Below are 24,580 nucleotides of genomic sequence, written 5' to 3'. Positions count from 1 at the left end.
GCCGGGCCGGGAGGCGGAGCCCCGACCGGCCGACGGACCGCCGCGATCCCGCACCGGAACAGGCGCAGGAGGCCGCCGCGGGCGCCGGGACGTGCACACTGGGGTGGTGAACCGCACCTCCGACCCGGCGCTCCGGATCCGCGAGCTCGCGATCCCCGAGGCCGTGGGCGCCGACGGCTGGAGCGACTTCCTCGCCCTGACCGCGATCGGCGATGCGGTGGGGACCGCCCCGGACTGCCGGGCCGTCTACACCTGGAACGCCGAGGAGAACCGACCGATGCTCGCCGTGAACGAGGCCGTCGGCTTCACCCCCGTCGCCCACGAGGGCCAGGGGAGGAAGGAGCTCCCATGACCCCGCTCGTCGAGCCCGGACCGCCGCTGACCGCCGCCGAGCGCGAGCGGTTCGCCCGGCAGATCCGCCTGGCGCCCCTCGGGGAGGTCGGACAGCGGCGCCTCCGGAACGCGCGCGTGCTGATCCTCGGCGCGGGTGGCATCGGCTCGCCGGTGATCACGGCGCTCGCCGCGGCCGGGATCGGGCGGCTCGGCATCGTGGACGGCGACGTCGTCGAGCTCTCGAACCTGGCGCGGCAGACGGCGCACGACGACTCCTCGGTGGGCCGGTCGAAGGCGGAGTCGGCGGCGGCGACCGCGCGGCGGCTCTCCCCCGGCATCGACGCCCGGGCCTTCCCGGTGTCGCTGACCTCGGCCAACGTCGACGCCCTGGTGGCGGGCTGGGACGTCGTGGTCGACGGCTTCGACACCTTCGGCGCGCGCTACCTCGCCTCGGACGCGACGACGCGCGCCGGGATCCCGCACGTGTGGGGATCGGCACTCGGCTTCGACGGGCAGCTCTCGACCTTCTGGGCCGGCGCCCCGGGCGGAGGGGTGACCCTGCGCGCGCTGCACCCCGAGGCCGAGGACGCGGGCGACAGCTGCTCGACGGTGGGCGTGCTGGGCGCGCTCTGCGCGCTGATCGGCTCGGCCATGGCGGCCGAGGTCGTCAAGCTCGTGACCGGGGCGGGCGAGCCGCTGTTCGGTCGCGTCCTCGTGCACGACGCTCTCGACTCCTCCTGGGCCGAGCTCCCTCTCGAGCGGCGGGTGCCGCCGGTCCCGGAGCGGCGGGCCGCGGCGGGCTCGATCACGGCGGCCGAGCTGCGGGAGCGGCTGGCCGGGCCGATGCCCCCGACCGTCGTCGACCTCCGCGAGGACGACGAGGACCGGTCCGTCGCGGTGCCCGGTGCCGTGCGGATGCCGATGTCGCGCTTCGACCCCGCCGCTCTGCCGGCCGGTCCGCTCGTGCTGCACTGCGCCTCCGGGGTCCGGTCGCGTCTCGCGGCGGAGCGCGCGGCGGCGGCGGGCGTGGCGTCCGACTCGCTCGACGGCGGGATGGCGTCGTGGCGGGAGCGGTGACCCGCCCCGCGGCCGCGTGCGCCGTGGAACGGGAGGGGTGAGGCGCACCCAGCGCCCTGCCGATCGGCGACCCGGGATGTTCGGTGCTCGCAGCGGAGAGGATCCGTCCTTCTCCGCGGATCAGGGCGGAGCAGTGTCCGAAGCTGATCGGCGGTGGCGTGCTCGCGGCCACCGTTCCGAGGAGAGCACCCATGCCGACGCCTTCACCGCACTCCGCGCGGCAGGCGGCGCTGCTCGATCCTCCCGACCCGCCCGACCCCGGCGCGGAGGCGTGATGCCCGGGGTCTGGAGTCCCGCCGAGAGGCGGCTGCGTCGGCTCGGCTGGATTCCGCGGCGCCCCCTGCCGCGAGGTGCCGTCTGCGACGCGATCGTCTCGCCGCGCCTCAGCCTCAGCCGCGCCTGGCTGCAGACCGGGGAGTTCGAGGTCCTCCCCCATCCCGGAAGGCTCCGCGTGCTCTTCAGCCTCGACGGGACCGGCCGCCTCTCCGCCCGGGGCCGCGACCACCGGCTCCCGGCCGGCAGCGCTCTCGTGACCCGCGCCTCGACGGTGCAGTACGCGGCGGCGCTCAGTCCGTGGGCGCGCTTCGAGTGGCAGCTGCGCCCCTCGGTGCTCCGCGCGAGCGAGTTCGCCTCGCTCACGGACCGGGTCCTCGCCCTCCCCGAGGCCTACTGGCGCGCACTCACCGGTGCGGCGAACACCGTCCTCAGTTTCGGCGTCGAGCCCTCGGACGCGGCCTTCGAGCACTTCGAGATCGCGAGCGAGCACCTCCTGGCCTCGGCCTTCTCGGCGCTGCTGCCCTCCTCCGACCGGGAGGACCGGTCCCCCGCCGCCGTGTATGCGAACGGCACGCGCCTGATCGAGCGGCACTACCGCGACCGCTCCTTCACGGTGGAGACGCTTGCGGAGAGCCTCGGCGTGTCGGTCAGCCACCTGCACCGGGCGTTCTCGGCCGCCGGCACCACCCCTCGTCAGCGGATCGAGCGCGCGCGGGCCTTCGAGGCGCAGCGCCTCCTCGACGAGCTCGGCCCGCGGGCGGCGACGGACCTGGACCGCGTGGCGCGGTCGGCCGGCTTCAGCTCGCGGATCCACATGCAGCGGACCCTCCGCCGGATCGACGACGCGAGCTGACGTGGGCCGCCGCGCCCCCCGCGCCGGACGGGCTCCCGGCGAGGAGGCGGCCTGAGCGGCTCCCCCGGTCCGGCGGCGCGACGGAACGTCCACGGTCGGGCATGGAACCTCGTCGCGGCCCGTTCCGCGTCGACCGGAGGCCGGACGTTCGGCAGGATCGGCGCGTCCACCACCCCTCGCACGAAAGAAAGAAAAGGAACACCATGACGGACACCAACGCCCTGGACCCGACGGCAGCGCACTCGCGCTCCCTCCCACCGCGGATCGACTCGACCCGCGGGGGGCTCGCCCGGCGGACGATCATGTCGGGTGCGGCCTGGTCCGTCCCCGTCGTCGCCGCGGCGGTCGCGACCCCCGCGGCCGCCGCGTCCACCGGCCTCACCCTCGCCTTCGACGCCCCGGCGTACTCCTTCCCCGCCTGCACCACGAGAACGGTCTCCGTCCTCGCCACGACCAACGGCGCTCCCGCTGCCGGCGACACGGTCGCCATCACTCTCCCCGCCGGCCTGACCAGCGGCGGCGCGCAGACCGTCAGGGCGACGACCGGCGCGGACGGACGCGTGAGCATCCCGGTCACGGCCGGGAACGTGGCGCAGAACGGCATCACCCTCTCCGCCGTCTCCGGCGCCGCGGGCGCGACGGCGACCGCGAGCACCACCGCGACCACGGGGACCGCCGTCCGGTACGTCACCGACGGCGGACGGACGACGACGGAGTCGAACGGCAACGTGCCCTCGGGAGCCAAGACCGTCGGACCCCGGTACTACCTGACGGAGTCGGGCGAGCTCTATCACGGCGGGGGGCGGATCGCGCGCGGCGTCACCAGCGTCCAGGGCTTCCGCGACGAGCAGAACCGCGACGTCGCCGACTTCGTCGTCGACGGCGTCTTCTACCGCTTCGTCACCGGAGAGGCCGCGCCGAAGGCCATCGGGAGCGGCGTGCCGGCCGGATCGACGGTCCATGCGCCCGCCTTCTACGTCACACCGAACGGCGAGCTGCGGCGCGCCGGCGGAGCCCTCGTGACCACCGGAGTGACGAGCGCGGACTCCTTCCGCGACCAGAGCAACAACGACGTCATCGACGTGATCGTCGGCTCGGAGCTAGTCCGCTACATCTCCTCCACGAAGAACCAGGTCTACGCCAGGAACGTTCCGGCAGGATCGACCGCCTTGGCGCCCTCGTACCACCTGACGCCGGACGGGCGCCTCTTCAACAGCAGCATCCTGGTCGCTACCGGGGTGACCAGTGCCGACGCCTACCGCGATCGACAGAACCGTGACGTCGTGGACGTGATCCAGAACGGCGCTCTCGTCCGGTACGGCGCGTTCGCGGACAGGACGCAGCCGCAGATCCGCGTCGCCTCCGGTGTGCCCTCCGACGCCACCATCTTCGCGCCGGACGCCTACGTGACCCGGGACGGCCGGGCCTTCGTCAGCGGCGTGCTGGTCGCCACCGGAGTCTCCTCGGCGTTCGGATTCCTCGACGTGCAGAACCGCAACGTGCTCGACACGATGACCAACGTCCTGTGCCCGTGACGCACGGGATCGGCCGCTGATCCGGTCCTGCCCCGCCGCACGCGGGTCCGAGGGAGGCGTCCCGCGGGTCCCTGTGCGGCGGGACAGGACCAGTCCGTCCTCGGGATGCAGCGTCCTCCAGAAGCGCGGACGCACCTGCTGCGGACCGCGCGGAGCGGACGCACCGGTCCGGTCGAGGACGGCTCGTCACGGAGGGCTCTTCGGGGTCAGCCGCCGGCGAACGGCGGCAGGACGTCGACCGCGGCATCGGGACGCAGCGGCGTGGCCCTGTTCGCGGTCGACACGCCGTCGACCAGGTAGGTGCACCGTGCGAGCACGTCGGCGGCCGAGGGCGCGGAGGCGACGAGTCTCTCCTCGAGAGCGCCCAGGTCGGGCACCTCGTCGAGCTCGTCGGAACCACGGCCGAGGGCGGCCTTGGCCGCCGCGAAGTAGCGGACCCGCATGCTCATCCGCCGATCGCGCTCATCGTGCGCTCGGGCTGCACGAAGCCCGCCCGGTTCATCTCGTGTCCCGCGGGCTTGGCCCACATCGCCCCGCGCCAGAGCTGGGCGACCTCGTGGTCGTCCGCGCCCGCGCGCATCGGGCCGAGCAGGTCCGTCTCCTCGTTCGAGAAGAGGCAGCTGCGGACACCTCCCTCGGCGGTAAGCCGGGTGCGGCGGCAGTCGTCGCAGAAGTTCTCGGTGACGGACGCGATGATCCCCACCTGGCCGAGCACCTCGGACCCCCCGGCCTCGCGGACGTCGAAGAGCTCGGCGGGGGCGCCGTCGCGGGGGGCCGCGTGCGGGCTGAGCGAGAAGCGCTCCGAGAGCAGCGCCCGGATGTCCGCGGCGGTGATCATGGTCGCGCGGTCCCAGCCGTGGTCGGCGTCGAGCGCCATCTGCTCGATGAAGCGGAGCTGGTGGCCTCCCGCGAGGGCCCAGGCGAGCAGCTCCGGGGCCTCGTGGTCGTTGATCCCGGGCAGGAGCACTGCGTTGATCTTGGTCTGGTCCAGGCCGGCGGGACCGAGCGCGTCGATGCCCGCGAGCACGCGGTCGAGGAACGGGCGACGGGTGACCTTCGCGAAGGTCTCGGCGCAGATCGAGTCGAGCGAGACGTTGACGCGGTTCAGGCCGGCGTCGGCGAGCGCCGCCGCCCGACCCGACAGGCCGATCGCGTTCGTGGTGAGCGAGATCTCGGGGCGCGGGTCGAGGGAGGCGACGTCGCGGATGATGTCGACGAGGTCCTTGCGCAGGAGCGGCTCGCCGCCGGTGAAGCGGATCTGGCGGACGCCGAACTGCTCCACGGCGATGCGCGCGAGGCGGAGGATCTCCTCGCGGCTGAGCAGGGACGCGGGCGGCTGGAACGGCAGGCCCTCCGCCGGCATGCAATAGGTGCAGCGCAGATTGCACTTGTCCGTCAGCGAGATCCGCAGATCGTCCGCGACGCGCCCGTAGGTGTCCAGGAGGAGCGGGGTGGCGGGGCGGTCGGCCGGGAGGACCGCGCTGCGCTGTCGGGGCCGGAAGCCCGGGATCCCCAGTGCTGTGCTCATCCGCTCACACTACGCCGCGGAACCGGGCGCGACCCGGCAAGATGGACTCGGTCCCGCCGCCGGTCGGGCTCCGCCGCTCGCGAGAGGACACGATGACCTCGATCGACCTGCACGCCGCCCGGGTGCGGGCGCTGCTCGCGCCGCTGGCCACGCGGGGTGCCCGCGAGACCCTGAGCCTGGAGCCGGCCGCCGTCGCCGCCGATCCGGGCGCGTACGACCGGCGGGTCCTCGCCCGCTCCGTCGACTCCCCGCTCGACCTGCCGCGCTTCGACAACTCGCAGATGGACGGCTTCGCGGTGCGGGCGGCCGACCTCGACGCGGCGGCGCCGGAGCATCCCGTCGCCCTGCCCGTCTCGGCGCCGATCCCCGCGGGCGACCGGGCGCCGCGGCACGAGCCCGGCACGGCGACACCGATCATGACCGGCTCGCCGCTGCCGGAGGGGGCCGACGCCGTCGTCCCGGTCGAGCGCGTCGATCCTCCGCGCTTCCCCGCGGCGGGCAGCGTCGCCTTCGCGCACCCGGTGGTGCCGGCGACCTTCGTCCGAGCCCGGGGCAGCGACGCCCGCCGCGGCGAGCTCGCCCTCCCGGCCGGCACGGTCCTCCGCGCGGCCCACTACGGACTCCTCGCCTCCCTCGGGCTGACCGAGGCGGAGGTGCTGCCGCGACTCCGGGTGCTCGTCGTCCCCACCGGCAACGAGATCCGTCCCGCAGGCGCCGTCCTCGAGGAGGCGCAGATCCACGACGCGAACGGCGCCCTGCTGGCCGAGGCCGTCCGCGAGGCGGGCGCGCTGCCCGTCGTCGTCGCCTGCACGAGCGATCGGGCCGAGGACCTCCTGGCGCTGCTCGAGGAGCACGCGGGCGCGGCCGACCTGGTGATCACGGTCGGCGGTGTCAGCGCGGGCGCGTACGAGGTCGTCCGCGACGCGCTCGGCCCGGCGGGCTCGGAGTTCGGCCACGTCGAGATGCAGCCGGGCGGCCCGCAGGGCCTCGGTCTCGTGCGCGTGGCCGAGGGGCTGCACCTGCCGGTCGTCTCGCTTCCCGGGAACCCGGTGAGCGCCCTGGTCTCGTTCGAGGTGTTCCTCCGGCCCGTGCTGCGCTCGCTCGCGGGACGGACGCCCGCCGAGCGGCCGCGGCTCCGTGCGCGCCTCGGCACGGCGCTCGACTCGCCCGCGCACCTGCACCAGATCCGCCGCGGAGTCCTCGACGACGAGGGCCTCGTGCACCCGGTGGGCGGGCCCGGCTCGCACCTGCTGGCGTCCTACGCCCGCTCCACCGTGCTCATCCACGTCCCCGTCGGGACGGACCACGCAGCGACCGGCGACACGGTCGAGATCTGGAGGATCGATGACTGAGAGCGATCGGCTCACCCATGTGCGCGGCGACGGAGCCGTGCACATGGTCGATGTGAGCGCGAAGGAGGTCACGGCGCGCACCGCCGTCGCCGAGGGCTACGTCGAGACCTCGCCCGAGGTGGTGCGGCTCCTCGAGCAGGGCGAGCTGCCCAAGGGCGAAGCGCTCGGCGTGGCGCGGATCGCCGGGATCCTCGGCGCGAAGGCGACCTCGACCCTCATCCCGCTCTGCCACCCGCTGGCGCTGGACGGCGTCGACGTGGACCTCGAGCCGCAGGACGGCCGCGTCCGGATCGAGGCGCGCGTGCGCACGACCGGGCGCACCGGCGTCGAGATGGAGGCGCTGACCGCGGTCAGCGTGGCCGCCCTCACGGTCTACGACATGATCAAGGCGGTTGATCGCGGTGCCGCGATCACCGGTATCCGTGTGCTCGCGAAGGCGGGCGGGAGGAGCGGCTCGTGGACGAGCGGAGGAACCCCGTGACGCGGCGGGCGGTGGCGGTCGTCGCCTCCACCCGTGCCGCCTCCGGCGTGTACGAGGACCGGACGGGACCGGCGCTGGAGGCCTGGTTCACCACCCGCGGCTGGGAGTCCCGGGTGGTCGTCGTGGCCGACGGCGACGCGGTGGGCGAGGCGATCGCCGACGCGATCGGCAGCGGAGTCGACGTGGTCGTGACCACCGGCGGGACGGGCGTCGCCCCGAGCGACGTCACCCCGGAGCAGACCGCCCCCCTCCTGGAGAGGCCCCTGCCCGGCCTCGCCGAGGCGGTGCGCGCCAAGGGCGCCGCCCACGTCCCGACCGCCGTGCTCAGCCGCGGGCTCGCCGGCGTCAGCGGCCGCACCGTCGTAGTGAACCTCCCCGGCTCCCCCGGCGGCGTCCGCGACGGGATCGACGTGCTCGACCCGGTGATCGGGCACCTCCTCGATCAGCTCGGAGGCGGCGACCATGCCCGCTGAGCCGGTCGCCCTCGCCCGGCTCGCGGCCGAGGCCATCACCGTCGACGAGTGCGAGCAGGCGGTCGACTCCCCGACGCACGGCGCCGTCGTGACCTTCGCGGGCGTCGTCCGCGACCACGACGAGGGCCGCGGCGTGCTCCGGCTGTCCTACGAGGCGCACCCGGACGCCCCCGCCGCACTCCTCGCCTCCGCCCGCCGCATCGCCGAGCGCTGGCCCGACGTCCGGATCGCCGCCGTGCACCGGGTCGGCGACCTCGTGGTCGGCGACCTCGCCCTCGCCTGCGCCGTGGCCTCGGCCCACCGCGCAGCGGCCTTCGAAGCCTGCGCGGCACTGGTCGACGACATCAAGGCGTCGGTGCCGATCTGGAAGGAGCAGTCCTTCGTCGACGGCAGCTCGGAGTGGGTCGCGAGCTTGGGCTGATCTTCCTTCGAGCCCGTCCCCGCCGGGCTCGGCGCGGTCGGCCGGAGAGGGTGGTCACGTTTCGCAGAGCGGGGAGCGGAGCCGCGGCAGGACGGGGTGGGGAAACACGGGCGTCACACGGGTGGGGTTCACTGGGGGGAGACGCCCGACGGGCGCGGGACGGAGGCGCGGCATGGACCTGAACACGATCCAGCGCGTCCGGGTGGTGCGCGAGCGCTCCGAGCTGGCGGGCCGCGGGCCGCGCTCAGCGGTCATCGGAGGCGGCTCCTGGGTGTTCTCCCTCCCCCACGACCACCTCGACGAGCTCCTCGACCTGCAGGGATTCGCGTGGGAGCCGATCGTGCGCACGGACGCCGGGCTCTCGATTGCAGCGACCTGCACGCTCAGCGAGCTCGCCGCGATGCCCGACGCGGGCGACACCGCCCATCCGCTCTTCTTCCAGTGCTGCACGGCCCTGCTGGGCTCCTTCAAGATCTGGAACGTCGCCACTGTCGGCGGCAACATCGCCAACGCCCTGCCCGCAGGACCGATGATCAGCCTCGCCGCCGCGCTCGACGCCACCGCCCTCGTCTGGCGGGCCGACGGCTCGGACGTCGCCGTGCCGGTCGCCGAGCTCGTGACCGGCAACATGACCACTTCCCTGGCCCAGGACGACGTCATCCGCTCGATCGAGTTCCCGCTCTCCTCCCTCCGGGCGCGCACCGCGTTCCGCAAGACGGCGCTCTCCCCTCTCGGACGCTCCGGCGCCGTCGTCATCGGCCGCCTCGACACCGACGGCGCGTTCGTGCTCACGATCACCGCGGCGACCGTCCGGCCGGAGCGGCTCCGCTTCGCCGCCGTTCCCTCCTCGGCCGAGCTCGCCGCGGCCGTCGACGGCGTCGCGACCTGGTTCACCGACCCGCACGGAGCCGCCGACTGGCGCCACGCCGTTGTCCGCGTGCTCGCCGAGGAGATCCGCACCGAGCTGGCCGGAGGCGCCCGATGAGGTTCACCGTCAACGGGGAGCCGGTCGACGCCTCCCCCCGCCCCGGCCAGGTGCTGCGCACCCTCCTCCGCGACCACGAGCACTTCGAGGTGAAGAAGGGGTGCGACGCCGGTGACTGCGGCGCCTGCTCCGTCCTCGTCGACGGGACGCCGTTCCACTCCTGCCTCTACCCCGCCCACCGCGTCGAGGGGCGCGAGGTGACGACAGCGGCCGGCCTCGGCACGCCCGAGGAGCCGAGCGCGGTGCAGGAGGCGTTCGTCGAGGCCGGCGCGTTCCAGTGCGGCTTCTGCACGGCCGGCATGGTGGTCACGGCCACGGCGCTCGACGGAGTCCGCGCCGAGGACGTGCCGCGGCTGATGAAGGGCAACCTCTGCCGGTGCACGGGCTACCGCCCCATCCGCGAGGCCGTGACGGGCGCCTGCGCGTCCGGGCACGGCGCGCACGCGGCCGAGCCGTCCGGAGCGGATCGCACGGAGGCCCCGGTCCGCGGACGGCACGCGGCCCCGCCGTCGGGTCTCACCCCCGTCCGCCGCACCGGTCGCCCGTCGGCCGAGGAGTCCCGGGTCGGCCGCTCGCTCGGCGCGCCCGCCGGCCGGCGGATCGTCCAGGGCCGCGAGCCGTTCACCCTCGACGTCGCCGTCCCCGGCCTGCTGCACCTGAAGGTCGTCCAGAGCCCGCACGCCCACGCGCGCATCCGCTCGATCGATACGACCGCCGCCCGCGCGATGCGGGGCGTCGTCGCGGTCCTCACCGCCGAGGACGTCCCGGACGTCCTCTACTCCACCGCCCGCCACGAGTCCCGGCTCGACGACCCGGACGACACCCGCATGCTCGACACCGTCGTCCGGTTCCGCGGGCAGCGCGTGGCCGTGGTGGTCGCGGAGTCGGTGGCCGAGGCGGAGGCGGCCTGCCGCGCCGTCGAAGTCGACTACGAGGTGCTGCCCGCCGTCTTCGACCCGGAGGAGGCGCGCTCCCCCGGCGCGCCGCTCCTGCACGCCGACAAGGATCCGATCGCCTCGCGCATCGCCCGGCCGGAGGCGAACGTCGTCGCGGAGCTCCACGGAGAGTACGGGGACGTGGCCGCCGGACTCGCGGAGGCCGACGTGGTCGTCGAGGGCCGGTACTCGACCTCCCGGGTCGCGCACACGGCGCTCGAGACCCACGGCACCATCGGCTGGCTCGAGGGCGGAGAGCTGGTGCTGCGGACCTCGACGCAGGTGCCCTTCCTCGTGCGCGACGAGATCGCGCGCCTGTTCGACCGCGATCCGTCGACCGTCCGCGTCTTCACGGCACGGGTGGGCGGCGGCTTCGGCGGCAAGCAGGAGATCCTGACGGAGGACGTCGTCGCCCTCGCCGTGCTCGCCACCGGCCGGCCCGTGCAGTTCGAGTTCACCCGGAGCGACGAGTTCACGATGGCCCCCTGCCGACACCCGATGCGGGTCGGCGTCACGCTCGGCGCCCGACGCGACGGACGGCTGACCGCCCTCGCCGTGGACGTGCTCTCGGACACCGGCGCCTACGGCAACCACGGACCCGGCGTGATGTTCCACGGCACCTCGGAGTCGGTCGCCGTCTACAGCGCGCCCAGCAAGCGCGTCGACGCGCAGGCCGTCTACACGAACAACCTCCCCTCGGGGGCGTTCCGCGGCTACGGCCTCGGGCAGGTGATCTTCGGCATCGAGTCGGCGATGGACGATCTCGCCCGCGAGCTCGGGATCGACCCGTTCGAGCTGCGGCGGATCAATGCGGTGCGCCCGGGCGAGCCGCTGGTGGTCACGCACGTCGAGGGCGACGACATCGGCTTCGCCTCCTACGGGCTCGACCAGTGCCTCGACCTCACCGAGGCGGCACTGGCCGGCGGCGGCGGCTCCCCCGCCCCCGACGGACCGGGGTGGCGGACAGGGCAGGGCACGGCACTGGCGATGATCGCCACCATCCCACCGCGGGGCCACTTCTCGGAGGCGACCGTCACCGTCGACGCCGAGGGAGTGCTGACCATCGGCGTCGGCACGGCCGAGTTCGGCAACGGGACGACCACCGTGCACACGCAGCTGGTCGCGAGCGCCTTCCGCGCCTCGGCCGACCGGGTGCGGATCCGCCAGTCCGACACGGACGCGGCCCGCTACGACACCGGAGCGTTCGGCAGCGCCGGCACGGTGGTCGCGGGCAAGGCCGTCCACTCGGCCGCGACGCGCCTCCTCGCCGAGCTGCAGGCGCTCGCCAAGCGGCTGACCGGGCACGACGAGACCTTCGAGCCCGACGACGAGGGCCTGCTCGCTCCGGACGGCACCCGGGTCGCGTTCGCCGATCTGGTCCGCGCGGCCGGCGGACCGGTCACCGCGACCGGGAGCGAGGACGGCGCTCAGCGCTCGCTCGCGTTCAACGTCCAGGGCTTCCGCGTCGCGGTGCACGAGCCGACGGGCGAGGTGCGGATCCTGCAGTCGGTCCAGGCGGCCGACGCCGGCTTCGTGATCAACCCGGCGCAGTGCCGCGGGCAGGTCGAGGGCGGAGTGGCGCAGGCGATCGGCTCGGCGCTGTACGAGGAGGTGATCCTCGACGGCGAGGGCACCGTGACCACGGCGATCCTCCGGAACTACCACATCCCGCAGATGGCGGACGTGCCCGAGACCGAGGTGCTCTTCGCGGACACCGCCGACGAGCTCGGGCCGTTCGGCGCGAAGTCGATGAGCGAGGCGCCCTACAACCCGGTCGCCCCCGCACTCGCCAACGCCGTCCGCGACGCGATCGGCGTGCGGCCGACCGAGCTGCCGCTCTCCCGCGACCGGATCTGGCGGCTCCTGCACCCGGACGCCGCCCCGGTCGCGTCCGTCGAGGCGGAGGCGCCGCCCGGTTGAACGACGACGGGCTGAGCGCCGATCGGCTGCCGCAGCTCAGACGCGCGACGCCAGCTCCGTGCTCGCCCGGGCGACCTCGCGGGCGATCCCGTCCTCGTCCGCGTTCACCAGCCGTCCCTCCCGCACCGTCGGGCGACCCTGCACCAGGAGCAGGCTCAGCGGGGGCTGCGCTCCGAGCGCGAGGGCCGCGACCGGGTCCGCGATGCCCGCGTGCTCGATCCCGTCGATCCGCCAGAGCGCGAGGTCGGCGAGCTTGCCGACCTCGATCGAGCCGATCTCGTCCTGCCGGCCGAGCACCCGGGCCCCGCCGATGGTGGCGACCGAGAGCGCCTGCCGGGCGCTCATCCGGTCGGCGCCGGCGCGCAGGCGGTTCATCAGCACCGCGGCGCGGATCTCGGAGCCGAGCTGACCGGACTCGTTCGACGCCGCGCCGTCCACGCCGAGGCCGACCGGGGCTCCCGCAGCCAGCAGCTGCGGGATCGGCGCGATACCCGCCGCGAGCCGGCCGTTCGAGGACGGGCAGTGCGCGACTCCGGTGCCCGAGGCCGCGAACTTCGCGATCGCGTCGGCGTCGAGGTGGACGCAGTGCGCCATCCAGACGTCATCGCCGAGCCAGCCGAGCGACTCCAGGTGGTCGGTGGGCGAGAGGCCGAACGCCTCCCGCGTGTAGGCGTCCTCCTCCACGGTCTCGGAGCCGTGGGTGTGCAGCCGGACCCCGAGCTGACGGGCGAGGACGGCCGACTCGCGCAGCAGGTCGGTGGTCACCGAGAAGGGCGAGCACGGGGCGATCGCGACCCGCACCATCGCGTCGGCGGAGGCGTCGTGGTACCGCTGGACCGCCTCTCCACTGGCCTGGAGCGCGGCCGCCGTGGTCTCGACGGCGAAGTCCGGCGGGAGGCCGCCCCGGGACTCGCCGAGGTCCATCGACCCGCGGGTCGCGTGCAGCCGGAGGCCGAGGGTGCCGGCCGCGTCGACGATGCCGCCGACGATGTCGCCGGAGCCCCGCGGGAAGACGTAGTGGTGGTCGGCGACGGTGCTGCAGCCGGACCGGGCGAGGACGCCCATCGCGCCGAGGGCGGCGGAGCGGGTCAGGTCGGCGTCGATGCGGGACCAGGCGGGGTAGAGCGCGACGAGCCAGTCGAAGAGGATCGAGTCCTGCGCCCAGCCGCGGGTGAGCCACTGGTAGAGGTGGTGGTGCGTGTTGACGAGCCCGGGAGTGAGCAGGCGGCCGCGGCCGTCGACCCGCGTGAGCGCGATCGCCTCCTGCGCCGGCAGGCCCGTCGGGGACCGTCCGTCGAGGGCCCACGCCGGAGGGTCGCCGGCTCCGACGGCGACGATGCGGGAGTCGTCGACGACGACGTGGCCGACGGGGTGCTCGGTCCCGTGCGCGTCGACGGTGGCGACGTGGGCTCCGGTGAGGACGTGGCGCTGCATGCCCCGAGCATGGCAGCGCGGTGTTTCGCGGCCGTTTCCCGCCGGAGTGCGAGCAGGCCGGCGCGATCACGACGGCGCGCCGTCAAGGGAGGACGTGCGGCTCAGCGCGCCGCGTGGATCGGGCCCGAGCGCCCCGCGAGCGGCTCCCCGGACGTCCCCGTGCGCGCGGCGAGGACCTCCGCGAGGATCGACACGGCCGTCTCCTCCGGCGTCGACGCGCCGATGTCCAGGCCGATCGGCGAGTGCAGGCGGGCGAGCGCCTCCTCCGTCACTCCCGCCTCGCGCAGCAGCCGCAGCCGCCGCTCGTGGGTGCGCCGCGATCCCATCGCGCCGACGTAGACGACCGGGAGCGCGAGCGCGGTCTCGAGCAGCGGGATGTCGAACTTCTCGTCGTGCGTGAGCACCGCGATCACGGTGCGCGAGTCGACCTCGGCGCGGGCGAGGTGGTCGGACGGCCACTCGACCACGACCTCGTCGGCGCCGGGGAAGCGCTCGGCGGTCGCGAACACCGGACGCGCGTCGCAGACGGTCACGCGGTAGCCGAGCAGGGATCCGGCGGAGCAGAGCGCGGCGGAGAAGTCGACGGCGCCGTAGATCAGCAGGCGCGGCCGCTCGGCGTGCACGATGTAGGCGATCTCGAGCTCGGCGCTCCGGCAGGCGGTGTCGACCGTGGCCGAGCGGCCGGAGGCCAGGCGCGCCTCGCGCTCGGCGAGGATGCGGCGGGCGGTGTCCTCGTCCAGGTGCGGGCCGACGACGTCCTGGAGGCGCGTCGCTCCGGTGAGGACGAGGCCGATCAGCTCCTCCGGGCCGCCGACGACGATCGCCAGCGCGGCCGAGCGGCCGGCGCGGGCGGCGCGCAGCTCGGCGAGGACCGCGGTGGAGCCGGAGTCGACGACCTGGCCGAACACGCGCAGCTGCCCCCCGCAGGACAGGCCCGCGGCGAAGGCCGCCTCGTCGTCGAAGCCGAAGTGCTCGGACGCGCTGCCCGAGGTGCCGAGCACCTCCTGGGCCAGCGCGTACGCCTGCGCCTCGACGCAGCCGCCGGAGATCGAGCCGATCGCGCGCCCCTCCGCGTCCACCGCCATCGAGGACCCGAGAGCGCGGGGAGCCGAGCCGAAGACGTGCGTGACCGTGACGACCGCGACGCTCCCGCCCGCCTCGACGCGCTCGAGCAGGGGGTCGGCGATGTCGAGCACGACGGCCTCCTCTTCTCGGACGGGAGGCGACGGCGCCGGGGCTGCGGGGAGGCCGGGCGGAGCCGCCGACGGGCGCTCACACGCAGGAAACATGCCGAGTATAGGGTCGATCCATGCCTGACGACGCTCCCTTCCTCGACCTCGTGATCCGCGCCTCCGACGTGCTGACCGAGAACGGCCGGCGTCCGGCCAGCATCGCGATCGCCGAGGGCCTGATCGTCGCGGTCGGCGAGCGGGACGCCCCCTGGCGGACCACGGAGGAGATCGTCCTCCCCGAGGGCCAGGTCCTGATCCCGGGGATCGTCGACACCCACGTGCACGTCAACGAGCCGGGCCGCACGGAGTGGGAGGGCTTCGCCTCCGCCACCCGCGCGGCCGCCGCCGGGGGCGTCACCACGATCATCGACATGCCGCTGAACTCGATCCCGCCGACCACCACGGTGGCGGGGCTCGAGGCCAAGCGCGCGGCCGCCGGGCCGCAGGCGCAGGTGGACGTCGGCTTCTGGGGCGGGGCGATCCCCTCGAACCTCGGCACGCTGCGCGAGCTCCACGACGCGGGCGTCTTCGGCTTCAAGTGCTTCCTCTCGCCGAGCGGCGTGGACGAGTTCCCGCACCTGAGCCGGGAGCAGCTCGTTGAGGCGATGCGCGAGATCGCCGCCTTCGACGGACTGCTGATCGTGCACGCCGAGGACCCGGCCGAACTGGAGGCGAGCGCGCTGGAGCCCGGCGCCTCCTACGGCGCGTTCGTCGACTCCCGCCCGCCCGCCTCCGAGCGCAGCGCGATCCTGCACGTGATCGAGGCCGTCCGCGAGACCGGCTGCCGCGCGCACATCCTGCACCTCTCCTCCGCCGACGCGCTGCCGCTCCTGCGCGAGGCGAAGGCCGAGGGGCTGCCGATCTCCGCCGAGACCTGCCCGCACTACCTCACCTTCGACGCCGGCTCGATCCCCGACGGCGGCACGCAGTTCAAGTGCTGCCCGCCGATCCGCGACGAGCGCAATCGCGAGCAGCTCTGGAAGGGGCTGCTCGACGGGACGATCGACATCATCGCCTCGGACCACTCCCCCGCCACCGCCGAGCTGAAGCTCCCCGCCGGCGGCGATTTCGGCGTCGCCTGGGGCGGGATCTCGGGACTCGAGCTGAGCTTCCGCGCAGTCTGGACCGGGGCCCGCGAGCGGGGCATCCCGCTCGAGCAGGTCGTCGCCTGGATGTCCACGGCGACCGCCGCGTTCGCCGGGCTCGGCCAGAAGGGCCTGCTGCACGCGGGGTCCGACGCCGACCTGGTCGCGTTCGACCCGGAGGCGCAGTGGCGCGTGGACGTCGACGCCCTCTCGCACCGGAACCCCGTCTCGGCCTACGAAGGCCGCGTCCTCCGCGGCGCCGTCGCCGCCACCTGGGTGGGCGGCCGCCGCGTCACCGCCGAGACGGTCCCGCCCGCCGGGCGCCTCCTCACCCGCCCCTGACCTCGATCCGCCGATGCCCCGCCTCCACGACGACACCTCGGGGAGCTCCACGGCTCACGCCGACCGCCGCCGTGTCATCGGCAGGTTTCGAGCGTGTGAACGGAGGCGGGTCGGAGCCGCGGAGCGGGCGGATCGCACAAGACTCGGAGTCCCGGCGGCGGCTCCTCGGGATGCTCCGCCGGTGCGCGGAGCCCCCGCCAGGCGCGAGGCTGGCAGACGGGCTCGCAGGAGCCGCGAGCAGGACGGGCACCACCGCGTGACCGGGCCCGGCCGAACGGAACGGACAGGAGCGGACATGTCGATCATCCTCGGGGACCACCAGTACGGGAAGGCCGAGAACCGCGTCGTGCGGATCTACCGCGAGACCCCGCGGCACGAGATCCACGACGTCAACGTCTCCACGGCCCTCCGCGGCGACTTCGAGGCCGCGCACCGAGAGGGCGACCAGTCGGCCGTCCTGCCCACGGACACGCAGAAGCAGACGGCGTACGCCTTCGCCAAGGAGAAGGGCCTGCGCTCGATCGAGCCCTACGGCCTCGAGCTGGCCCGCCACTTCGTCGACGGCTACGAGCCCGTCCACGGCGCCCGCATCGAGATCGAGGAGTTCGCCTGGGAGCGCGTGCTGGTGGACGGGCGCGAGCACGACCACACCTGGGTCCGGAAGGGCCAGGAGACGCGGATCGCGTCGGTCACGGTCGAGGGCTCGGGCGACGAGCGGCGGATCTGGATCACCGGCGGCTTCAAGGACCTCACGATCCTGAAGTCCACGGGGAGCGAGTTCCACGGCTTCCTCACCGACCCGTACACGGTCCTGCAGCCGACGAACGACCGGGTGATGGCGACCTCGCTGGTCGCGAAGTGGCGCTTCGCCCTGAGCGAGGACGAGATCGCGGCGATGGACTGGGAGGCGGTCTACGCGGGCGTCAAGGCGCTCATGACGAGCCGCTTCGCGACCGTGCACTCCCTCGCCCTCCAGCAGACGCTCTTCGAGATGGGGAAGGCGGTCCTGGAGGAGTACCCGCAGATCGTCGAGATCCGTCTCTCCGCGCCGAACAAGCACCACTTCGTCTACGACCTGTCGCCCTTCGGCGTCGAGAACGACAACGAGGTCTTCCACGCCGCCGACCGCCCCTACGGGCTGATCCAGGCGAGCGTCACCCGCGACGACGCGCCGCCCGCGGGATCCGCCTGGACCGCCTACACGGGCCTGGTGTGACCGGCGCCGGGGGCGTCCACCGGGGGCACGTGCTGCACGTCGCCGGGGGTGCGACGCTCACGACCGCGCGGGAGTCGCTGGTGTCGATCCCGGACGGCGCTCTCGCCGTGGACGAGGACGGCACGATCGCCTGGGTCGGTCCGTACCGCGAGCTGCCGGACCGCTTCGCGCTCCTGCCGGTCTCCGGCGACGCCGCGTCGATCCTGCTGCCCGGCTTCGTCGACGCGCACGTGCACTTCCCCCAGACGTTCTCGACCGACGGCTTCGGCGGCGGCCAGCTGCTCGAGTGGCTCGACCGGACGGTGTTCCCCGCGGAGGCGCGGCTCGCCGACCCGGAGTTCGCCGACGTCGTCGCGCGCGCCTTCACCCGGCGGCGGGTGGCCGCGGGCACGACCGCCGCGATGGTCTTCGGCTCCGCGTTCCCGGCCGCGCAGGACGCCCTCTTCGAGCGCAGCCGCGAGGCGGGGCTGCGGATCGTGTCGGGGCGCGGCATCCAGACCACGGGCCCGGCCTCGGCGGCTCCCCTGATCACCTCCGAGGAGGAGGCGCTGACGCTCGCGTCGGAGGAGATCGACCGCTGGCACGGGAGGGACCCGCTCCTGCAGGTCGCGCTCGTCCCGCGGTTCTCGCTGTCCGTCACTCCCCGGACCCTCGGAGCGCTCGGCGACCTCTACGACGACGTCCGCGGACGCGGCGTCTACGTGCACAGCCACCTCAACGAGAACGACCGGCCCGGCGACGGCGAGATCGCCGCCGTGCTCGGCGCGTACGGCACCCGCAGCTACCTCGACACCTACGACGGGCTCTTCCTCCCCGGCTCCGCGCGCGGAGGCTCCTCCCTCCTCGGGCCGCGCACGATCCTCGCCCACGCCGTGCACTGCCAGGACGCGGAGCTGCACCGGATGGAGGAGACCGGCACCTCGATCGCCCACTGCCCGACCTCGCAGCAGTTCCTCGGCTCCGGCACCATGCCCTGGCGCCGGACCGTCGCCTCGGGGGTCACCGTCGCCCTCGGTTCGGACGTGGGCGCGGGCGACGAGTGGCTGCTGGCGCGAGTGGCGAACGACGCCTTCAAGGTGCACCTCTCGGAGCCCGGCGACGCGGCCGTCGCCCTGCATCCGGCCGAGCTCCTGTTCACGGCGACGCTCGCCGGCGCGCGGGCGCTCGACCAGGAGGAGCGGTTCGGCAGCCTCGACCCCGGGAAGGACGCGGACTTCCTCCGCATCGAGCCCGACCGGTGGGAGCCGCTCGCCGACGTCCTCGCCCACGGGATCCGCGCGGACGAAGAGGAGGAGGCGACGGCCCAGCTGCTCTTCGCCCTGCTGATGACCCTGCGCGAGCCGGCGATCGCCGCGGTGCACGTCCGGGGCAGGCGGATCGTGGCTCCGGAGTGACGGGGCCGGCCCGGGAAGCGCGGTGCGGACCGCGCGCACCCGGCCGTCAGCGCAGGCGCAGCGCCAGGAACAGGTCGGCGCGGTCCGCGGTGTCCGACAGGTCGCGCTGCGTCAGCTCCTCCACCCTCGCGATGCGGTACCGCACCGTGTTCAGGTGCAGGTGCGTCTGCTCCGCCGTGCGCACCCACGAGCCGCCGCAGTCGAGGAACGCCGCGAGCGTGGCGACCAGCTGCGAGCCGTAGCGCGCGTCGTGCTCGACGAGCCGCCCGAGCACCAGCTCGACGAACACTGAGCGCAGGTGGTCGGGGACCGCGCTCAGCAGCTGCACGGCGGAGGTGACCTCCCCGGAGTCGCTGACCCGCACCGGAGCGTCGTCGCCCGGAGAGCCCGGCAGCAGCATCCCGTAGCGTGCCGAGCGGAGGGCGCCGCCGAGCGCGGGCAGCGGAGTCGCGGCGCTCGTCCCGACGCGCAGCACGGCGCCCGGCCACGCGGCTCCCGCTCGTCGCAGCGCCGAGGTGACGACGGCGAGCGGATCCGCGCCGGTGGGGATCGCATCGGTCGCCTCGGTGGGCAGCACCGCCACCGCGCAGCCCTCGGCGTCGCGTCCGACCACGGCGCGGCCCAGGTGCGCGGCGGCGTCGACCAGGACACGGCGCGCCAGGTCCGGGGGCGCGTCGCCCTCGAACTCGGCGGCGACCACGGCGCACCGCCCGGCGCCGCCGAGTCCGAGCTGCCGCAGGTACACCGCGGCCTCGGGCTGCTCGCTGTCCTCCTCCACGAGCTCGAGCAGGCGGTCGGCGAGAGCGGAGTCGGCCGAGAGCGCCGCCTCCCGCTGCAGCCGGTAGACCCCCACGACTCCGGCGAGCTCGGTCACGGCGTCGAGTACTGCGGCGGGCCAGTCGTTCCAGTCGCCCCCGACGACGACCAGCCAGGAGGTGGCGCGGTGCTCGCCCGCGCCTGCGACGGTGAGGACCGACAGGGCGCCGCCGCGGGCGTCCGCGACCACGACCGGGCTGCGCCGGGCCGTGAGCGCCGCGTGCACGACCCGCTCGATCTCCCCCAGCCCCAGGGGCGAGGCGGAGGCCGCGGTCCGGCCGGTCGCGGTCAGCACCGACACGGGGAGTCCGAGCTCGCGCGAGGTGCGCGTGACGAGCTCGTCGAGCTGCTGCCCCCGGTAGACCTCGGTCAGCAGCTCCCGCTGGCGGGCGAGGGCGGCCGTCAGCCGGGCCACGCGGTCGCCGGCGAGGGCGTTCGACAGGTGCGCCGTGATCGCGCCGAACGACACATCGGCCGGCACGGCGATCAGCGGGACGTCGTGCTCGCGGCAGGCGACGACGAGGTCGTCCGGCACGAAGCCCAGCAGCCCCTCGCCGGCGAGCAGAGCGCTGGCACCCGAGTCCGCGACCGCGGCGACGAAGGCCGCGCTGTCCTGGGCGTCCCGACGCCAGACCAGACCTGTCAGCACCAGCTGGTCGCGCGAGATGTAGCGGCGCGGATCGGAGAGGTCGGTCGTGAAGATGCCGTCGACCGGCCGGGCGAGCGCCCCGTCGCCGGCGACCAGCACGCGCAGCCGCAGCTGCGGCGCGTCGAGGACGTCCTGCAGCTGCATCAGCTGCCCCGGTAGGTCGAGTAGGCGAAGGGACTGAGCAGGAGCGGGATGTGGAAGTGCGCCTCCTCGTCGTCGAGGCGGAAGGCGACGACGACCTCGGGGTAGAACGACTCGGTGCCCGAGGCGGCGAACCAGGCGCCGGTGTCGAAGACGACCCGGTGGACCCCGGCGGCCAGGCGCTCCGGCCCGAAGGCCGCCACGCGGCCGTCGTCGTCGGTGCGGGCCTCGGCGAGGCGCTCCCAGCCGGAGCCGACACGGGCGTCGAGAGCCACCGGGACGCCGCGTGCGGGGCGGCCGCGGACGGCGTCGAGCACGTGGGTGGTGACGCGGCTGGCGTGCCCGCTCATCGTGCGGCCTCCGCCCGGACGAGGCGCCCGTCGTCGAGGCCGCGGACGCGCAGCACCGTGATCTCCCGCAGCTGCTCCGCGACGATGCGGGCCTCCGTCTCGTCGTCGAGCCCGAGCCTCCGCTCCAGCTCCGCGACGACCTCGGCCCGGTCGCGGCCGGCCGCGCGGAGGAGGAACACGCGCCCGAACCGCTCCTCGTAGGCGCGGTTGCCGGCCAGCAGCCGCCGGGTCAGCTCCTCGTCGCCCGTGCGGCTCGCCGCCTGCTCCGCGGCCGAGAACGCGGAGGAGCGACCCGCGCCCGCGTGCCGCTCGCCGATCCGGGGGTGGTCGGCCAGCGCCGCCTCCACCTCCTCCTCGGTGAGCGTGCGCGCGGCCCGCTCGGCCGCGTCGGCGAGCGCGTCGGCCGACGGGTAGGGCGCGCCGGAGGCGACCTCGTCGGCCCAGCGGGGGACGGCGAGGCACGCGAGCAGCACGTCGCGGGCGGTCTCGGATCGGGTGTCGGTCATGCGGTCTCCTTCGTCCGGCGGAGCAGGGGCTCGGCCTGCGGCACGATGGTCGGATGGATCTGGTCGGGAGTCGGGACCTCGTCGGGCTGGTGCTCGCGGCGGGTGCGGGGCGCCGGGCGGGCGGTCCGAAGGCGCTGCGGTGCGACGCGGCGGGAGTTCCCTGGGTGGAGCGGGCCGTCGAGAGGCTCCGCGCGGTGGGCTGCGAGCGGGTGCTCGTGGTCCTGGGCGCGGAGGCCGGACGGGCGCGCCTCCTGGTGCCGCCGTCCGCGGACGTGGTCGTCGCGGCGGAGTGGGAGAGCGGCCTCTCGGCGTCGCTCCGCGCGGGTCTCGCCGCGGCCGAGGGCGTCGCCGCGCTGGTCGCCCTGGTCGACCTGCCCGAGGAGCCGCCGAGCGTGGGGGCCCGGCTGCTCGCGGAGGCGCCGGTCGCGCCGGACGTGCTCGCCCGCGCGGTCTTCCGCGGTCGGCCCGGTCATCCAGTGCTGCTGGGACGGGACCACTGGCCGGAGCTCCTCGAGGGCGTGCACGGCGACTCCGGCGCGCGCGACCTGCTCCGCGCGAGGGGCGCGCGCGGGGTGGAGTGCGGCGATCTGTGGTCGGGAGCCGACCGCGACGGGCCGGACTGAGCGGTTCACGCCAGGCCCGCGTCGTCGAGGGCGGCGGCCAGCGCCCGCCAGGCCAGCGTCGCGCAGACGGAGCGGACGGGGTTGCCCGCCACCGCGAGCAGCGCCTGCTCCTCGCCTGCGAGTGCACCCTCCCGGTGCGCCATCGCCGCGAGGAACACGTCGATCCGCTCCCGCATGTCCGACGCCGGCAGCCCGTCGAGACCGTCCGCGAGCAGCGACGCGGATCCCCGCGAGACCTCGCACCCCCGCCCGCTCCAGGCGAGGCGCACCTGCTCCGCGCCGCCGTCGACGCGCAGCTCGATCCGGTCGCCGCAGGTGGGGGTGATCAGCTCGGCCCGGCCGAGGGCCGGAGTCGGGTCGGCCTGCCCGACGGGGTCCTTGGCGTGCGCGCGGATCAGCTCCGCCGCCTCGCTCACGGCCGGTCCTCCAGCTCGGCGAGCTCCGCGTAGGCCGTGCTGATCCCGGCGATCCGCTCGCGCGACTCCCTCGGCGACGCCCCGAGCACTCCGGAGGCCACGAGCGCGACCGCGCTCATCGCCGCCGCGTAGCTGTCCAGCGCCGTGCCGCTGTCGACCGGGCACTCCAGCCAGACCGCCGCGTGCTCCGCGTAGCGCCGGGCGGGCGGATCCGCGAGGAGCACCACGGGCACCTCGCGCGCGGCGAGCGTCCCGATCAGGGCCGCGAAGGAGGCGGGGCGGCGGCGGAAGCCGACCAGCACCACGACGTCCTCGGCTCCGAGCCCCTCGAGCTCCTCACCGAGCGACTGGCCGGGCTGCGGGGCGATCCGGACGCGTCCGCGCGCCTGCGCGAGCTGCTGGCGCAGGTGCAGCGCCACCGGGTAGCTGTTGCGCAGTCCGATCACGACGACCTCGCGCGCTCCCGCGATCAGCCGCACCGCCTCCTCCAGCCGCCCGTCGCCGAACGCGGCGGCCAGCCGGGCCAGGTTCGCCCGCTCGCTCTCGAGGTGCGCGGCGAGCGGATCCCCCTGCCCCTGCGCGGGACCGACCGGCACACCGGAGGACCGCAGCGCCCGGGCGTGCTCGCGCACCTCCTGCGAGTTCGAGAACCCCAGGCGGCGGAACAGCCGCGAGACCGTGGCCTTGGACACTCCGCTGTGCTGGGCGAGCTCGGTCGCCGTGTAGACGGCCAGGTCGCCGAGGTGGTCGAGGATGAAGTCGGCCGCCCGCTGCTCCTGCCGCGACAGCGCGGCGTAGCCGGCATCGATGCGGTGACCGATGCTCGTCGAGGGGGCCGGGGCGGGGGTCACGCGGTCGGCGTCCCGTCGGCGAGCGCCAGCACGGCCGCCTCGAACGCGTCGAGCGCGGTCGCGACGTCGGCCTCGGTCACGTTCTCGTCCGGGTGGTGGCTGACGCCGCCCTCGCAGCGGAGGAAGAGCATCGCGTACTCGGCGAGGTCGGCGACCGCCATCGCGTCGTGGCCGGCCTTGGAGAACAGCACCATCGGCTCCGCGTCCCCGGTCGCGCGGATGCCCGCGCGCACGACGTCCTGCAGCCGAGAGGAGGCGACGACCGCGGGGGCCGAATGGGTCTCCTCCACCGTCAGCGCGAGACGGCGGCGCGACGCCGACTCCGACATCGCGTGCTCGATGGCGTCCCACGCCGCGTCGCGCTGGGCGTCGGTCTCGGCGCGGAGGTCGAGGCTGAACTCGACCCGGCCGGGGATGACGTTGACCGCGCCCGGGAAGGTCTCGAGCCGGCCGACCGTGGCGATCACGCCCTGCTCCCGCGCGATGCGCTCCACCGCGAGCACGGCCTCGGCCGCCCCGGTGAGCGCGTCGCGGCGGCGGTCGAGCGGAACTCCGCCCGCGTGCCCGGCCTTGCCGGTGAGGGTGAGTGCGAAGCGGCGGGCGCCCGCTATCGAGGAGACCACGGCGAGGGCGCGGTCCGCCTCCTCCAGGTAGGGGCCCTGCTCGATGTGCGCCTCGAGATAAGCGAGAACGTCCTGCGCGTCGCGCGCGGCGGTGCGGATGCGCGAGGGGTCCAGCCCGAACTCGTGGAACGCCTCGACGAGCGTCGTCCCGTCGGCGTCCTCGAGCTCCCACCAGTGCTCGTCCCAGGTGCCGGCGAGGGCGCGGGAGCCGAGGAGCGCCGTGCCGAAGCGGGTGCCCTCCTCGTCGCCGAACGCGACGACCTCGACGGCGAACGGCAGGCGCCGGCCCGCCCCGTGCAGGCGCGACACCACGGCGATCGCGAGCGTCACGCCGAGGATCCCGTCGTAGCGGCCCGCGTCGGGGACCGTGTCGAGGTGGGAGCCGAGCAGGAGCGCCGGGAGTCCCGGAGTCGCGCCCTCGTAGCGGCCGCACTGGTTGCCGGCCGCGTCCTGCCAGGTGCGCATGCCGGCCTCGGTCATCCAGCGCGCGGCCATCGCGTTCACCCGGGCGTGCTCGGGCGAGAGGTAGACCCGCTCGATGCCGTCGCGGCTGGAGGAGACCGCGGCGAGCTCGTCGCAGCGGGCCATGATCGCGGCGGCGTCGAGGGCGGGGGCGGCGGTGGCGGCGGGCGGGGGGGGGGGGGTGGGAGGTCGCGGCGAGGGGGGTCCCGGAGGCGACGAGCTCGCCGAGGAGCCGCGTCATCAGCATCGTGTCGCCCGGGTCGTCCAGCTC

General features: G+C 75.0%; 24 protein-coding genes and 1 pseudogene. 14 read left to right on the top strand and 11 right to left on the bottom strand.

Annotated elements, in window-relative coordinates:
* Positions 1-106 precede the first annotated feature (106 nt).
* The 4 genes from C5C63_RS17520 to C5C63_RS09430 all read left to right on the top strand — a co-directional run bounded on the left by C5C63_RS17520 (position 107) and on the right by C5C63_RS09430 (position 4,074).
* Positions 107-352, top strand: coding sequence for a hypothetical protein (locus C5C63_RS17520; protein ID WP_146086019.1), 246 nt, complete (start codon positions 107-109; stop codon positions 350-352).
* Complete coding sequence (locus tag C5C63_RS09440; protein ID WP_104325926.1) at positions 349-1,410, top strand: ThiF family adenylyltransferase; 1,062 nt, start codon at positions 349-351, stop codon at positions 1,408-1,410. The genes C5C63_RS17520 and C5C63_RS09440 overlap by 4 nt, the downstream gene beginning before the upstream one ends.
* A gap of 274 nt (positions 1,411-1,684) precedes the next feature.
* Positions 1,685-2,539, top strand: a complete 855-nt coding sequence (locus C5C63_RS09435) for an AraC family transcriptional regulator (RefSeq protein WP_104267284.1) — start codon at positions 1,685-1,687, stop codon at positions 2,537-2,539.
* Positions 2,540-2,742: 203 nt separating this feature from the next.
* Positions 2,743-4,074, top strand: coding sequence for a hypothetical protein (locus tag C5C63_RS09430; protein ID WP_104325925.1), 1,332 nt, complete (start codon positions 2,743-2,745; stop codon positions 4,072-4,074).
* Between the two features lie 206 nt (positions 4,075-4,280).
* On the opposite strand, the gene C5C63_RS09425 is transcribed toward C5C63_RS09430, so the two are convergent.
* The gene (locus C5C63_RS09425; RefSeq protein ID WP_104247637.1) at positions 4,281-4,523 is read right to left on the bottom strand and encodes a MoaD/ThiS family protein; all 243 of its coding nucleotides are present in this window, start codon (positions 4,521-4,523) and stop codon (positions 4,281-4,283) included.
* Positions 4,520-5,602: a GTP 3',8-cyclase MoaA gene (moaA, locus tag C5C63_RS09420; RefSeq protein ID WP_104226889.1), complete on the bottom strand. Its 1,083-nt coding sequence runs from the start codon at positions 5,600-5,602 to the stop codon at positions 4,520-4,522. The genes C5C63_RS09425 and moaA overlap by 4 nt, the downstream gene beginning before the upstream one ends.
* Before the next feature lie 92 nt (positions 5,603-5,694).
* Between moaA and glp the strand changes: the two genes are divergently transcribed.
* From glp to C5C63_RS09390, 6 genes are all read left to right on the top strand, one after another.
* Positions 5,695-6,954, top strand: a complete 1,260-nt coding sequence (glp, locus tag C5C63_RS09415) for a gephyrin-like molybdotransferase Glp (RefSeq protein WP_104295490.1) — start codon at positions 5,695-5,697, stop codon at positions 6,952-6,954.
* Entirely contained in the window at positions 6,947-7,435 is a 489-nt protein-coding gene (moaC, locus tag C5C63_RS09410; RefSeq protein ID WP_104232482.1) for a cyclic pyranopterin monophosphate synthase MoaC, read from the top strand. Before glp ends, moaC begins: the two co-directional genes overlap by 8 nt.
* Positions 7,411-7,908 (top strand): molybdenum cofactor biosynthesis protein B, encoded by a 498-nt coding sequence (locus C5C63_RS09405; protein WP_244229433.1) that lies wholly within the window; start codon positions 7,411-7,413, stop codon positions 7,906-7,908. Before moaC ends, C5C63_RS09405 begins: the two co-directional genes overlap by 25 nt.
* Entirely contained in the window at positions 7,898-8,329 is a 432-nt protein-coding gene (locus C5C63_RS09400) for a molybdenum cofactor biosynthesis protein MoaE (protein ID WP_104226891.1), read from the top strand. The genes C5C63_RS09405 and C5C63_RS09400 overlap by 11 nt, the downstream gene beginning before the upstream one ends.
* 172 nt (positions 8,330-8,501) lie before the next feature.
* Positions 8,502-9,314 carry an FAD binding domain-containing protein gene (locus tag C5C63_RS09395; RefSeq protein WP_104251164.1) on the top strand — a complete coding sequence of 271 codons (813 nt, stop codon included), beginning with the start codon at positions 8,502-8,504 and terminating at the stop codon, positions 9,312-9,314.
* Complete coding sequence (locus C5C63_RS09390; protein WP_104325924.1) at positions 9,311-12,169, top strand: molybdopterin cofactor-binding domain-containing protein; 2,859 nt, start codon at positions 9,311-9,313, stop codon at positions 12,167-12,169. Before C5C63_RS09395 ends, C5C63_RS09390 begins: the two co-directional genes overlap by 4 nt.
* Positions 12,170-12,205: 36 nt before the next feature.
* Here the strand turns inward: C5C63_RS09390 and C5C63_RS09385 are convergent, their stop codons facing one another.
* Both C5C63_RS09385 and C5C63_RS09380 read right to left on the bottom strand, forming a co-directional pair.
* A complete protein-coding gene (locus tag C5C63_RS09385; protein WP_104325923.1) occupies positions 12,206-13,603 on the bottom strand; it encodes an 8-oxoguanine deaminase in 1,398 nt (465 codons plus the stop codon).
* A 101-nt stretch (positions 13,604-13,704) separates the two neighbouring features.
* Positions 13,705-14,799: an XdhC family protein gene (locus tag C5C63_RS09380; protein WP_181110589.1), complete on the bottom strand. Its 1,095-nt coding sequence runs from the start codon at positions 14,797-14,799 to the stop codon at positions 13,705-13,707.
* A gap of 113 nt (positions 14,800-14,912) precedes the next feature.
* On the opposite strand from C5C63_RS09380, the gene allB reads away from it, so the two are divergent.
* The 3 genes from allB (at position 14,913) to C5C63_RS09365 (ending at position 18,872) form a co-directional block, all read left to right on the top strand.
* Positions 14,913-16,262: an allantoinase AllB gene (allB, locus tag C5C63_RS09375; protein ID WP_104283542.1), complete on the top strand. Its 1,350-nt coding sequence runs from the start codon at positions 14,913-14,915 to the stop codon at positions 16,260-16,262.
* Between the two features lie 295 nt (positions 16,263-16,557).
* Positions 16,558-17,478, top strand: a complete 921-nt coding sequence (gene pucL / locus C5C63_RS09370) for a factor-independent urate hydroxylase (protein WP_104234587.1) — start codon at positions 16,558-16,560, stop codon at positions 17,476-17,478.
* On the top strand, positions 17,475-18,872 hold the full coding sequence (locus tag C5C63_RS09365; protein WP_104325921.1) for an amidohydrolase family protein: 1,398 nt from the start codon (positions 17,475-17,477) through the stop codon (positions 18,870-18,872). Before pucL ends, C5C63_RS09365 begins: the two co-directional genes overlap by 4 nt.
* Positions 18,873-18,918: 46 nt before the next feature.
* On the opposite strand, the gene C5C63_RS09360 is transcribed toward C5C63_RS09365, so the two are convergent.
* The 3 genes from C5C63_RS09360 to uraD are packed head-to-tail and all read right to left on the bottom strand — an operon-like array spanning position 18,919 to position 21,334.
* Positions 18,919-20,481 carry a PucR family transcriptional regulator gene (locus C5C63_RS09360; RefSeq protein ID WP_104325920.1) on the bottom strand — a complete coding sequence of 521 codons (1,563 nt, stop codon included), beginning with the start codon at positions 20,479-20,481 and terminating at the stop codon, positions 18,919-18,921.
* Positions 20,481-20,828: a hydroxyisourate hydrolase gene (gene uraH, locus C5C63_RS09355; protein WP_104223494.1), complete on the bottom strand. Its 348-nt coding sequence runs from the start codon at positions 20,826-20,828 to the stop codon at positions 20,481-20,483. The genes C5C63_RS09360 and uraH overlap by 1 nt, the downstream gene beginning before the upstream one ends.
* Positions 20,825-21,334: a 2-oxo-4-hydroxy-4-carboxy-5-ureidoimidazoline decarboxylase gene (gene uraD / locus C5C63_RS09350; RefSeq protein WP_104234584.1), complete on the bottom strand. Its 510-nt coding sequence runs from the start codon at positions 21,332-21,334 to the stop codon at positions 20,825-20,827. Before uraD ends, uraH begins: the two co-directional genes overlap by 4 nt.
* Positions 21,335-21,387: 53 nt before the next feature.
* Here uraD and C5C63_RS09345 point away from each other — a divergent pair, with 53 nt between their 5' ends.
* Positions 21,388-21,957 (top strand): NTP transferase domain-containing protein, encoded by a 570-nt coding sequence (locus C5C63_RS09345; protein WP_104234583.1) that lies wholly within the window; start codon positions 21,388-21,390, stop codon positions 21,955-21,957.
* 5 nt (positions 21,958-21,962) lie between these two features.
* Here the strand turns inward: C5C63_RS09345 and C5C63_RS09340 are convergent, their stop codons facing one another.
* The 4 genes and pseudogenes from C5C63_RS09340 to zapE form a co-directional block, all read right to left on the bottom strand.
* On the bottom strand, positions 21,963-22,373 hold the full coding sequence (locus C5C63_RS09340; RefSeq protein ID WP_104325919.1) for an iron-sulfur cluster assembly scaffold protein: 411 nt from the start codon (positions 22,371-22,373) through the stop codon (positions 21,963-21,965).
* Complete coding sequence (locus C5C63_RS09335) at positions 22,370-23,224, bottom strand: MurR/RpiR family transcriptional regulator (protein ID WP_219812189.1); 855 nt, start codon at positions 23,222-23,224, stop codon at positions 22,370-22,372. Before C5C63_RS09335 ends, C5C63_RS09340 begins: the two co-directional genes overlap by 4 nt.
* Positions 23,221-24,438, bottom strand: coding sequence for an allantoate amidohydrolase (locus C5C63_RS09330; RefSeq protein WP_308471542.1), 1,218 nt, complete (start codon positions 24,436-24,438; stop codon positions 23,221-23,223). The genes C5C63_RS09335 and C5C63_RS09330 overlap by 4 nt, the downstream gene beginning before the upstream one ends.
* Before the next feature lie 37 nt (positions 24,439-24,475).
* A pseudogene (gene zapE, locus C5C63_RS17400) lies at positions 24,476-24,580 on the bottom strand (AFG1/ZapE family ATPase); the annotation flags it as partial.

The organism is Rathayibacter sp. AY1B8 (genome assembly GCF_002932775.1).
Taxonomy (GTDB): Bacteria; Actinomycetota; Actinomycetes; order Actinomycetales; family Microbacteriaceae; genus Rathayibacter.
This window is presented reverse-complemented; position numbering and strand designations above follow the sequence as displayed.